The 11,724-nt window shown below is 63.2% G+C and carries 10 protein-coding genes and 1 pseudogene; 8 read left to right on the top strand and 3 right to left on the bottom strand.

Annotation, left to right across the window (positions count from 1 at the left end; all coding sequences use genetic code 11):
• A pseudogene (locus HV773_RS23880) lies at positions 1-102 on the bottom strand (succinate dehydrogenase, cytochrome b556 subunit); the annotation flags it as partial.
• Positions 103-255: 153 nt separating this feature from the next.
• Positions 256-1,068, bottom strand: coding sequence for a GntR family transcriptional regulator (locus tag HV773_RS23875; protein ID WP_377729211.1), 813 nt, complete (start codon positions 1,066-1,068; stop codon positions 256-258).
• A 372-nt stretch (positions 1,069-1,440) separates the two neighbouring features.
• Here HV773_RS23875 and HV773_RS23870 point away from each other — a divergent pair, with 372 nt between their 5' ends.
• The 7 genes from HV773_RS23870 to HV773_RS23840 all read left to right on the top strand — a co-directional run bounded on the left by HV773_RS23870 (position 1,441) and on the right by HV773_RS23840 (position 10,260).
• The gene (locus HV773_RS23870) at positions 1,441-2,427 is read left to right on the top strand and encodes a malate dehydrogenase (RefSeq protein ID WP_175197003.1); all 987 of its coding nucleotides are present in this window, start codon (positions 1,441-1,443) and stop codon (positions 2,425-2,427) included.
• A gap of 163 nt (positions 2,428-2,590) precedes the next feature.
• Positions 2,591-3,577 carry an HpcH/HpaI aldolase/citrate lyase family protein gene (locus tag HV773_RS23865; RefSeq protein ID WP_175197002.1) on the top strand — a complete coding sequence of 329 codons (987 nt, stop codon included), beginning with the start codon at positions 2,591-2,593 and terminating at the stop codon, positions 3,575-3,577.
• Between the two features lie 224 nt (positions 3,578-3,801).
• Positions 3,802-4,314 carry a hypothetical protein gene (locus HV773_RS23860; protein WP_175197001.1) on the top strand — a complete coding sequence of 171 codons (513 nt, stop codon included), beginning with the start codon at positions 3,802-3,804 and terminating at the stop codon, positions 4,312-4,314.
• A gap of 24 nt (positions 4,315-4,338) precedes the next feature.
• The gene (locus tag HV773_RS23855; RefSeq protein ID WP_175197000.1) at positions 4,339-5,790 is read left to right on the top strand and encodes a bifunctional 2-methylcitrate dehydratase/aconitate hydratase; all 1,452 of its coding nucleotides are present in this window, start codon (positions 4,339-4,341) and stop codon (positions 5,788-5,790) included.
• Positions 5,791-5,860: 70 nt separating this feature from the next.
• Positions 5,861-8,578, top strand: a complete 2,718-nt coding sequence (acnA, locus tag HV773_RS23850; protein WP_175196999.1) for an aconitate hydratase AcnA — start codon at positions 5,861-5,863, stop codon at positions 8,576-8,578.
• Between the two features lie 535 nt (positions 8,579-9,113).
• On the top strand, positions 9,114-9,707 hold the full coding sequence (locus HV773_RS23845) for an IMPACT family protein (protein ID WP_175196998.1): 594 nt from the start codon (positions 9,114-9,116) through the stop codon (positions 9,705-9,707).
• 313 nt (positions 9,708-10,020) lie between these two features.
• A complete protein-coding gene (locus tag HV773_RS23840) occupies positions 10,021-10,260 on the top strand; it encodes a DUF2964 family protein (protein ID WP_175196997.1) in 240 nt (79 codons plus the stop codon).
• Positions 10,261-10,269: 9 nt separating this feature from the next.
• Here the strand turns inward: HV773_RS23840 and HV773_RS23835 are convergent, their stop codons facing one another.
• Positions 10,270-10,659, bottom strand: coding sequence for a hypothetical protein (locus HV773_RS23835; RefSeq protein WP_175196996.1), 390 nt, complete (start codon positions 10,657-10,659; stop codon positions 10,270-10,272).
• A 586-nt stretch (positions 10,660-11,245) separates the two neighbouring features.
• Between HV773_RS23835 and HV773_RS23830 the strand changes: the two genes are divergently transcribed.
• Positions 11,246-11,650 (top strand): helix-turn-helix domain-containing protein, encoded by a 405-nt coding sequence (locus tag HV773_RS23830; RefSeq protein ID WP_175196995.1) that lies wholly within the window; start codon positions 11,246-11,248, stop codon positions 11,648-11,650.
• The last annotated feature ends 74 nt before the right edge of the window (positions 11,651-11,724 follow it).

The following is an 11,724-nucleotide window of genomic DNA, read 5'->3' as shown; positions in this document are numbered from 1 at the left end:
GATCGACACGCGCCCCGCGAGTGGCAGACGGTATGCGAACAATATCTGCCCAAGCCCGATGTTCCGGAATTCCGGCCTCGGTTTTTTTGTGGCTTCAGCCATGCTAGACCCCTACTATGTGTTAACACTAATACGCAATTTTAGCGCCTTTTCATATCGCGCTGCAGCGAAATCCCACTCTGGAGCCGGGGATGCGCGTGCGAAAAGTCAGCGCACAAGGTGCGTGCGCTCCTGCTTGCGCGGGCGCTCACCTCATCAACTCAAGTCATTCTGATAGTAGTACCCAGTTGTGACATACCAACCGCGGCGGACCTCGACCGGGCGATCTCCATAGGTATAGGACACTCGCTCGACAGATAGCAAAGGAAAACCGGCCGGAATATTAAGCAGGTCGGCAACCATGGGCTCGGCGGCCACGGCGCGAATCTTCTCGGTCGCGCGAATCATGCGCGTGCCGAAATCCGCTTCGAACATGGCGTAGAGCGGTCCTTTGTACTCGGCGAGGCGCTCAGCCGTCAGGCCGCGGAACACGCCGCCGGGCAACCAGATTTCATCGAGCACGGTGCTTTCGCTGTCGAACTCCAGCAGGCGCCGGATCAGCACGACCGGGTCGGCGGGCTTGAGCTCGAGTTGGCGCGCGATGTCGGCGGACGCGCGCATGCGCCGGCACTCGAGCAGCTTGCTCACGTGCGGGTGCTCGGCGCCATCGTCGGCCAGCAATCTCAGAAAGCGGAACTGGGCGCGCTCTTCATTGTGCGTTGCAACAAAAGTGCCCTTGCCCTGACGACGCACCAACAGATTGTCGGCCGCGAGTTCATCGATCGCCTTGCGCACGGTCCCCTGGCTCACCTTGTAGCGGGCGGCCAGTTCGACTTCGCTGGGGATGATTTCGCCGGGCTTCCATTCGCCGGACACGAGGCTCTGCGTAATGAGCCCCTTGATCTGCTGATAGAGCGGGCTGAAAGTAGGAGACGTGGCCGCAGCCGTTGCGGACGCAGACGCGTTGGCGCCGCTCTCGGGAGCGGATGAATTCGCGTTGCTGACCGGGTTCGCACTCATGGCGCGCATTTCAACATAAAGCCCCCCGGAAATCTACCCTTTTGGACGCAATAGATATGTCTTATATAAGACATAAGATACTGTTGACTTTGCCTCTCCCGGCTCCTAAACTGCCGGTCGAGCAAGGGTTTGCGGGCGACTCCGAGGGTTGGCAAGCAGCATACACCTCGTGGCGAAATGCGTCGCAGGAGCGCCCCGCACACGCTGTTCCACCGTGCTCACGGGTTATATGGCGGCCCGCCTCCGGGCGCGCGGCGCGATGCTCGATGGCCTCGCACGCCGCCCGGAAGCGGGTTCGCCGGATTCATGAACGTCTGGTGTAGCGCGCATATAGAATGGCGTTTTACCCTGGCGTCTAACGCATCTTCCTGGAGATTTTCAATGGCTAAGTCCGCAAAGCGCGTTGCCGTCACCGGCGCCGCAGGTCAGATCGCTTACTCCCTGCTGTTCCGCATTGCGAACGGCGACCTGCTCGGCAAGGATCAGCCCGTCATCCTGCAACTGCTCGACCTGCCGCAGGCGCAAGCTGCCGTCAAGGGCGTCGTGATGGAACTGGACGACTGCGCATTCCCGCTGCTCCAAGGCGTGGTCATTACCGACGACCCCAAGGTCGCGTTCAAGGACGCCGACGTCGCCCTGCTGGTCGGCGCACGCCCCCGTTCGAAGGGCATGGAGCGTAAGGACCTGCTCTCGGCCAACGCCGAAATCTTCACGGTTCAGGGCAAGGCCCTCAACGACGTCGCCAGCCGCGACGTGAAGGTGCTGGTCGTCGGCAACCCGGCCAACACGAACGCCTACATCGCCATGAAGTCGGCTCCGGATCTGCCGAAGAAGAACTTCACCGCCATGCTGCGTCTGGACCACAACCGCGCGCTCTCGCAACTGGCCGCCAAGTCGGGCAAACCGGTCGCTTCGATCGAGAAGCTCGCCGTGTGGGGCAACCACTCGCCCACGATGTACCCCGACTTCCGTGTCGCCACGGTGGACGGCCAGTCGCTGACCAAGCTGATCAACGACGACGAATGGAACCGCAACACCTTCATCCCGACGGTCGGCAAGCGCGGCGCGGCGATCATCGAAGCGCGCGGCCTCTCGTCGGCAGCCTCGGCCGCCAACGCAGCAATCGACCACGTGCGTGACTGGGTCCTCGGCACGAACGGCAAGTGGGTCACGATGGGCATCCCGTCGGACGGCTCGTACGGCATCCCCGAAGACATCGTCTACGGCGTGCCGGTGACCTGCGAAAACGGCGAGTACAAGCGCGTCGAAGGCCTCGAAATCGACGCGTTCTCGCGCGAGAAGATGGACGGCACGCTCAACGAGCTGCTCGAAGAGCGCGACGGCGTCGCTCACCTGCTCGGCAAGTAAGCCGGCGCAGGCAAACCGGAATCCGCGGCGGCACAGCGGGTTCCGGTTTTTTGCGCGAGCGCCGCAGCCAACGCCCCGCGTCTCGCGCCAGATCGCAGGCCGCTTGTCCCCAGGCGGCCTGCGATCTGGCTCCTACCCCAACACTCGTCCCCTGACGCCGAAGATGCGCGCACTCTCCCCCGCCGAAGTGCTGTTTGACGGCGAAGCGCCGCCCGTCCTCCTGCCCGTGTGCGACCACTACGCCGGCAGCGAGAAGCTGATGCTGAAATCGCTCGCGCTGCAGCAAGAGCTTGGCCCGGTATTCGACATCACGCTCGATTGTGAAGACGGCGCCCAGGTCGGCCGCGAAGCCGAGCACGCGGAGCTCGTCGCGTCGCTAATCGGCGGCGAGCACGACCGCTTCGGGCGCGTGGGTGTGCGCATTCACGACTTCCATCATCCGCACTGGCGCGACGACGTGCGCCTGATCCTGCGCTCCGCGAAGCGCGCACCCGCCTTCATCACGCTGCCGAAGATCCGCACCGTGGCCGATGCCGCCGAAATGACGGCGTTCGTCGAGGCCACCCGCACCGAGATGGGCATCGCACAGCCGATTCCCGTGCAACTGCTCGTCGAAACCCACGGCGCGCTCGCGCGCGTGTTCGACCTCGCCGCGCTGCGCGGCGTGCAAGCGCTCAGTTTCGGCCTGATGGACTTCGTCTCCGCGCACGACGGCGCAATTCCCGACACCGCCATGCGCTCGCCAGGCCAGTTCGACCACCCGCTCGTGCGCCGCGCGAAGCTGGAAATCGCCGCGGCCTGCCATGCATTCGGCAAGGTTCCGTCACACAATGTCAGCACCGAAGTGCGCGACATGGATGTCGTTGCGAACGACGCGCTCCGCGCGCGCAATGAATTCGGCTACACGCGCATGTGGAGCATCCATCCCGCGCAGATTCCGGCCATCGTTGCCGCCTTTGCGCCCCGCGACGAGGAAATCGCCACCGCCGCCGAGATCCTGCTGGCCGCGCAAGCCGATAAATGGGGTCCGATCCGCCATGGCGACACGCTGCACGACCGCGCGAGCTACCGTTACTACTGGTCCGTGCTGCGCCGCGCCCGCGCGACGGGGCGCGCCGTGCCCGACGAAGCCGCGCCGCTGTTCGATTAGGGCGCCCCTAGCCGGGCGCCCCTAACCGGGCGTCCCTATACCGCAAGTAAATTCCTGAGTGACAAGCTAAATTTTTTCAAATCGCAAAAATCCTGGCTCGTATCGGCAAATAGGTGAAAATAGCGTCCGCTGCGCGCTTTCGGCGCGCGCGCAATGCACCCGGCGACTGCGCCCTCGCAGCCCCGCCTGATCAACCGATTCAAAAGAGATATAGGTCCGACTCCATGAAAAAACTGCTGATCGCCACCGTTATCGGCGCGCTGTCCACCACGATGATGCTGGCGGCCACTGAGGCCGCCGCGCAAACCACGACGGCCACCGCCAAGAAGCCGGCACCGAAGCACAAGATCATCAAGCGCAAGGCCAACCCGGCCAAGGAAGCGAAGGTCGATCCGGTCCCGGCGGGCTCGGAACACTGGTCGTGCAACGAAGGCCTGGCCTTCGACCTTAAGGGCGACATGGCGCGTGACCAGATCGTCACCGTTCACTGGGCGAACAAGAACTACAACCTGCCGCGCCAGACCACGACGACGGGCGCTGACCGCTTCCACGACGCCGCAACCGGCCTCGACCTGGTCGTGATCCCGACCAAGGCGATGCTGTTCTCGGACAAGGACAGCTCGCGCCTGGCCGACGAGTGCAAGACCGTTGCGATGCAGCAAGGCGCAATGGCGCCGACCCAAGCCAACGCGCTGCGCGCACCGGCAGCGGCACCGGCAGCGGGCGCCAGCCAGTAAGCGCGCCGCATCGGGAACGCCTCGATGTCCGCACCCGTCGCCAACGTCAGGCCGCAGCCGGATCGGGTACTGGTCGACATCGTCGACTACGTGCTCGATTTCGAGGTCGACAGCGCACTCGCCCTGTCGACCGCACGCTACTGCCTGCTGGACACGCTCGGCTGCGGACTCGAGGCGCTCTCCTACCCCGCCTGCACCAAGCTGCTGGGACCGCTCGTGCCGGGCACGATCGTCCCGCACGGCGCGAAGGTGCCGGGCACCTCATTCCAGCTCGATCCGGTTCAGGCCGCGTTCAACATCGGCGCGATGATCCGCTGGCTCGACTTCAACGACACCTGGCTGGCCGCCGAATGGGGCCATCCGTCGGACAACCTGGGCGGCATACTCGCGACCGCCGACTGGCTCTCGCGCACGGCCGTCGCTCAGGGCAAACCGCCGCTCACCATGAAGCACGTGCTCGAAGCCATGGTGAAGGCGCACGAGATCCAAGGCTGCATGGCGCTGGAGAACTCGTTCAACAAGGTCGGTCTCGACCACGTGCTGCTCGTGAAGCTCGCCTCGACCGCGGTGGTCGGGCTGATGCTCGGGCTCACGCGCGACGAACTGATCAACGCCGTTTCGCTCGCGATGGTCGACGGCCAGGCACTGCGCACCTACCGCCACGCGCCCAATACCGGCTCGCGCAAGTCATGGGCCGCCGGCGACGCCACCTCGCGCGCGGTGCGCCTCGCGCTGATCGCGAAGACGGGCGAGATGGGCTACCCGTCCGCGCTCACCGCGAAGACCTGGGGCTTTTACGACGTCTCGTTCAAGGGCCAGCCGTTCCAGTTCCAGCGCCCGTACGGCTCGTACGTGATGGAGAACGTGCTGTTCAAGATTGCGTTCCCCGCCGAATTCCACGCGCAGACCGCCGCCGAAGCCGCGATGACGCTGCACGCCGTGCTCGCGCAACAAGGCAAGAGCGCCCAGGACATCCAGCGGATCACCATTCGCACGCATGAAGCAGCGATCCGCATCATCGACAAGAGCGGCCCGCTCGCGAACCCGGCCGACCGCGACCACTGCATCCAGTACATGGTGGCCGTGCCGCTCATTTTCGGGCGTCTCACCGCCGCCGATTACGAAGACGTCGTTGCGCAGGACCCGCGCATCGACGCCTTGCGCGCGAAGACGGTTTGCGTAGAAGATCCCCAGTTCACGAAGGATTATCACGACCCGCTCAAGCGCTCGATCGCGAATGCGCTCACCGTCGAACTCAACAACGGTACAACGCTCGACGAAGTCGTGGTGGAATACCCCATCGGTCACAAGCGGCGCCGCAACGAAGGCACGCCGCTCCTGATCGAGAAGTTCAGGACCAACCTCGCGCGCCGCTTCCCCGCGAAGCAGCAGCAGGCGATCCTCGACGTTTCGCTCGATGCGGCGCGGCTCGAAGCCATGCCGGTGAACGAGTACGTCGACTTGTACGTAATCTGAGCAAGCAGGCAAACTGGCAGCAAACTGTGTAGCAAAGCGTTATTTCCGCGATTAAACGAAGGAAAACACCATGGCCCACAACCTCCACAAAACGCTAAAGGAATTCGACAGCGGTTCCGGCAAAGGCAAGTTCTACTCGCTGCCGCACCTTGGCAAGCAGCTCGGCGTGAAGATCCATCGCCTGCCGGTCTCGATCCGTATCGTGCTCGAGTCCGTGCTGCGCAACTATGACGGCAAGAAGATCGCGGAAGAGCATATCGAGCAGCTCGCGAACTGGAAGCCCACCGCTGCCCGCGTCGATGAAATCCCGTTCGTCGTCTCGCGCGTCGTGCTGCAAGACTTCACCGGCGTGCCGCTGCTCGCCGATATCGCGGCCATGCGCGGCGTCGCGAAGCAAGTTGGCAAGGACCCCAAGGTCATCGAGCCGCTCGTGCCGGTGGACCTCGTGGTCGACCACTCGGTGCAGATCGACTACTTCCGCCAGAAGGACGCGCTCGACCTGAACATGAAGCTGGAATTCCAGCGCAACAACGAGCGCTATCAGTTCATGAAGTGGGGCATGCAGGCGTTCGATACGTTCAAGGTCGTGCCGCCGGGCATCGGCATCGTCCACCAGGTGAACCTCGAGTACCTCGCGCGCGGCGTGCACAAGAAGGCTGATGGCGCCGATACCGTGTACTACCCGGACACGCTGGTCGGCACCGACTCGCACACCACCATGATCAACGGCATCGGCGTGGTGGGCTGGGGCGTGGGCGGTATCGAGGCCGAAGCGGGCATGCTCGGCCAGCCGGTGTACTTCCTCACGCCCGACGTGGTGGGCGTGGAGCTCAAGGGCAAGCTGCGCGAAGGCTGCACGGCCACCGACCTCGTGCTCACGATCACGGAAATGCTGCGCAAGGAGAAAGTCGTCGGCAAGTTCGTCGAGTTCTTCGGCGAAGGCACGGCTTCGCTGTCGCTGCCGGACCGCGCGACCATCGGCAACATGGCGCCGGAATACGGCGCGACCATGGGCTTCTTCCCGGTCGACGACAAAACCATCGACTACTTCAAGGGCACGGGCCGCACCGAAGCCGAGATCTCGGCGTTCGAGAACTACTTCAAGGCGCAAGAGCTCTACGGCATTCCGAAGGCCGGCGACATCGACTACACGAAGACGCTCACGCTCGACCTCGGCACGGTTGCACCGTCGCTGGCCGGTCCGAAGCGCCCGCAAGACCGCATCGAGATCGGTCACGTGAAGTCGAACTTCATCGACCTGTTCTCGAAGCCGGTCGCGGAAAACGGCTTCAACAAGAAGGCCGCCGACCTCACGGCCGAATACGCGGCGGGCGAGAAGGTCAAGCTGCATAACGGCGACGTGCTGATCGCCGCGATCACGTCGTGCACCAACACGTCGAACCCGAGCGTGCTGCTGGCCGCGGGCCTGCTGGCCAAGAAGGCCGTGGAAGCCGGCCTCACGGTGGCGCCGCACATCAAGACCTCGCTCGCCCCGGGGTCTCGCATCGTCACGGAATACCTGACGAAGACCGGCCTGCTGCCCTACCTCTCGAAGCTCGGCTTCGAACTCGCGGCCTACGGCTGCACGACCTGTATCGGCAATGCGGGCGACCTCACGCCGGAGTTGAACGAGTCGATCACGAAGAACGACGTGGTCGCGGCGGCGGTGCTGTCGGGCAACCGCAACTTCGAGGCGCGCATTCACCCGAACATCCGCGCGAACTTCCTGGCCTCGCCGCCGCTGGTCGTCGCTTACGCGATCGCGGGCAACATTACGCGTGACCTGATGACCGAGCCGGTCGGCAAGGGCAAGGGCGGCCACGACATCTACCTCGGCGACATCTGGCCGAGCAGCGAGGAAATCAACGCGCTGCTCAAGTTCGCGATGGATGCCGACGTCTACCAGAAGAACTACAGCCAGCTCACGAAGAAGGGCGACCTGTGGAGCAAGATCGAGGGCGAGGAAGGCCAGGTCTACGACTGGCCGAAGTCGACCTATATCGCCGAGCCGCCGTTCTTCGGCAGCGACTTCTCGATGACGCCGTCGTCGTCAGTGGCCGAGGTCAAGGGCGCGCGCGCGCTGGGCATCTTCGGCGACTCGGTCACGACCGACCACATCAGCCCGGCCGGCTCGATCAAGGAAGACTCGCCCGCAGGCAAGTGGCTCAAGGAAAACGGCGTGCAGAAGGCCGACTTCAACAGCTACGGCTCGCGCCGCGGCAACCATGACGTCATGATGCGCGGCACGTTCGCGAACGTGCGCATCAAGAACCTCATGATCCCGGCGAAGGCCGACGGCACGCGCGTCGAAGGCGGCCTGACGATCCATCAGCCGAGCGGCGAACAGCTGTCGATTTACGACGCCGCCATGAAGTACATCGACGCCGGCACGCCCACCATGGTGTTCGCGGGCGAAGAGTACGGCACGGGCTCGTCGCGCGACTGGGCGGCCAAGGGCACGCAGTTGCTGGGCGTAAAGGCCGTGGTTGCACGCAGCTTCGAGCGCATCCACCGCTCGAACCTCGTGGGCATGGGCGTGCTGCCGCTGCAGTTCAAGGGTTCGGACAGCGTGCAGTCGCTCGGCCTGACCGGCGACGAAACGTTCGACGTCGAAGGCCTGACCGACAACTTCAAGCCGCAACAGGATCTGACGCTCGTGATCCACCGTAAAGACGGCAAGGATGAGCGCGTCCAGGTGCTGCTGCGCATCGACACGCCGATCGAAGTCGACTACTACAAGCACGGCGGTATCCTGCCGTTCGTGCTGCGTTCGCTGCTCGCGGCTTAAGCGTCAACAGCGCAGGAAGTTTTGCAGGTGCCGCATCCGGCAACGGATGCGGTCACACTTGGAAGCCCGGTGCAAGCCGGGCTTTTTTTATTGCCGTGGAATTTTGACAGGCGTAATGTGGCGTCGCCTCTTGAGAACAGGCGAGCTTTATGACCCCGGCCGATGGACAACGTCCCGACCGGGGTTTTTTCTGCGCGTAACCTGGGAAATGAGCTTGGGGGGAGCTTCAGGAGAAGCGCGGCGCAAGACCTGCAGCGCCGCGACGAATTCGAAATATGACGGATCACCGAATGAGGAGTTCGGCGTCGCTCCAGCCAGAGCTAGATCCGTCATGCAGCGTATTATCGGCCTTGGTGGCCGATACGTCATTAGCGCAAACGCAAGAAACCATTACGTAATCTGAGAGATTGCGGGACGCATCGTGTTCAGCGTGTCCTGGGCAGCGCGAACCCGCGCAAAGGCTCGCGGCCCAAGCAACCGCATTGCTGCCCGCATCCGCTAACATCACGCTTTTGCTCACGCCGCACTGCCCGCTTTGCCCACTTATACCCTTGCCTCAACCGTCAGCGCGGAGCTCGAGATCCGCAAGAGCCGCTTTATCGGCCTCGCGATTCCGGTCGACGGCCGCGAAGCGGCCATGGCCGAGCTGCGCCGCCTGCGCAACGAACACCCCACTGCCACCCATGTCTGCTGGGCGCTGCTCGCGGGCGGCCAGTCCGGCATGTCCGACGACGGCGAGCCCTCGGGCACCGCAGGCCGCCCCATTCTCGAAGTGCTGCGCCATCACGACCTCGACGGCGTGCTCGCCGCGGTGGTGCGTTATTACGGCGGCGTGAAGCTCGGCGCGGGCGGGCTCGTGCGCGCTTATACCGACGCCATCGCGAGTGCGCTGCAGAACGCGCAGCGCGTGGAGCGCATCGCTCAGGCGCGCCTGATCGTGGAGGTGAGCTATGCCGACGAAACACGCGTGCGGCACTGGATCGAGCAGGAGCAGCACACGCTCGCCGACAGCCGCTACACGATGACCGTGCGGCTCACAATCCAGCTTCCGGCCACCGCTCTCGATGCCGCGCGCGAAGTGCTGCGCGACCTGACACAAGGACGCGCGGGATTTCCCGAACACGAGTGAGCTTGCCCGGTCCATCGATGGGCAAAAAAAACCGCCGTATGGCAACGGCGGTTAACAGGGGACGTGAAGAACAACCGCGAATCGACTATCGAATCGACCCGACCTGTTCATAATGGCGAGGCAACATTAAGGCAAACTTAAACGCACTCAAAAGTGCGCGTCCCAGCGCGTGAAACTTGCGCCGCGTGGCATGACGCGCGCGCGCCGAAAGCGTGGAATCGCCCGACCGCTATAATCGTTTCATCTGGGCGAATGCCGTATTGCATCGTGCAATGCGGTCCGCCATCAACGGGAAAAAACGGGAAATACCGGTATGACTTTCGAACGCTTGAGGGAAGGCGCAGGCCCCGAACGGCGCCATCGCATCTGGAGCAAGATGCGCATATTCGTCGCCGCGCTCGGCACACTCGGCTCCGCCGCCGGCATTGCCCTCGCCGTGATCGGGCTCGTGCAATTCAATCACACCAAGGTGGTCGCCGGCGTTGCCGTGATCCTCGTCTGCACGGCGGTGTACGTCACGATCCTCGTGCGCGATCGCAATCGCGTCGACTAAATCATTCCGTCACGCGAGCACCGCAACCTCTGCGGTGCTGCGATAGTGGTCGTACACGCGCTCGCGCTCCTCGCTCGCGAATTGGCGCTTCTCCACCAGCTTGAGCATGCGATTGCGGTCGGCGCCAAGCGGCGCGTAATAGCGCTCCGCATGCAAACGCCGAAAACGCAGATAGAAGTCCGGCCCCGGCAGACCCGAAGCCGTCGCGAGCAGCGATGCGTAGTCGGCCACGCGCGGCTCGCACAACGCCGCCGCAGCGGCTTCCAGTTTTTCGTAACGTTCGTGCAGCGGCACGCTCTGCGCGAACAACGCATGAAACGCACCATAGGATACGAGGCCACGTCGGCTCGCCGCGCGCCGCAGCAGACGTTCAACCTTTTCGTCGAGTTCTTTACTCATGCTTTTTAGATCATCAAGCGAATCATCAATTGGATCTTCATGCGGCCCATGATCCCGTTCGCTTCGAAATGCGCGGTGAAGCAAAACCGGGAAGCCCATTCGGTCCGAATCGAATAGAATTTCCAAAACGATTCATGCAAATTCGGAAAGCGCATTCTGCCCAAAATTACCGATTTGCTCTCGCCAGGTGCCCCTGCAATGGGCCAAAAACAACGATTACAAACATTTCAATTGCCTTAATGACGGCACCATCATGTCAGGAATGAACAACATTCACAGGCTAGTTAAGCGATTTGGATAGGTTAATTTTTCCCGATAGTCCAGGACAATCCGTAAGTCAAGCAGACTATTTTTCCGCTGGCTATACACATTCCCTACAAAAACAATTATTAATATCTCCTGCGGAACGCCAATGCGATCCGCACGCGCCCTGCGAGGCGCATTGTTTCGCCGTCCGCGACGGCCCGACATCGAGCAAGAGCCATGCGAGCCGTGGCAAGCGAGAAGACCCGCACGCACTGAAAGGGTTGACAGGAGCGGCATCCGCAAGCCGCATGTCCTAAATCTTTCGTTGACGAGTGATCACATGCTTACCCGAACCGAGAATTTGCCGAGCGTCGCGCGCAGGATGGCCGCCGGCCAGATGTTGGTGGAAGGCGCGACGGTACACACCGTGGCCGACTCTTTGCACCTCTCCGCCCAGACGGTGCGCCGCTACAAGTCGATAGTCGAAGACGGCGGCCTCGCCGCGCTCCAGCAGATGAGCGTGGGCGGCCGGCCTTCCGTGCTCGACAAGGCCGCAATGGGCTGGATCGCGAGCGCGCTGCACGGCTCCGCGCGCGAGCATGGCTTTCCGAGCGATGCGTGGACCAACAGCCGCGTGCGCGAGTTGATCGGCCGTCAGTTCGGCGTGCACTATTCGCGCGTCTATACCTGGCAGATCGTTTCGAATCTCGGTCTTGGCCATCGCCTGTCGAAGTCGGCGCGCTGAACGGCCGATTCATGAGCAACCCGGGGCAACCGGAAGCAACCACGGGCAACTGAGCGCAACCACACGGGCGGCCA

The sequence above is a fragment of the Paraburkholderia caffeinitolerans genome (assembly GCF_902859945.1).
In the GTDB taxonomy this organism is placed as follows: domain Bacteria; phylum Pseudomonadota; class Gammaproteobacteria; order Burkholderiales; family Burkholderiaceae; genus Paraburkholderia; species Paraburkholderia caffeinitolerans.
The sequence above is the reverse complement of the archived record's forward strand: the minus strand, read 5'-3'. Positions and strand labels throughout refer to the sequence as shown.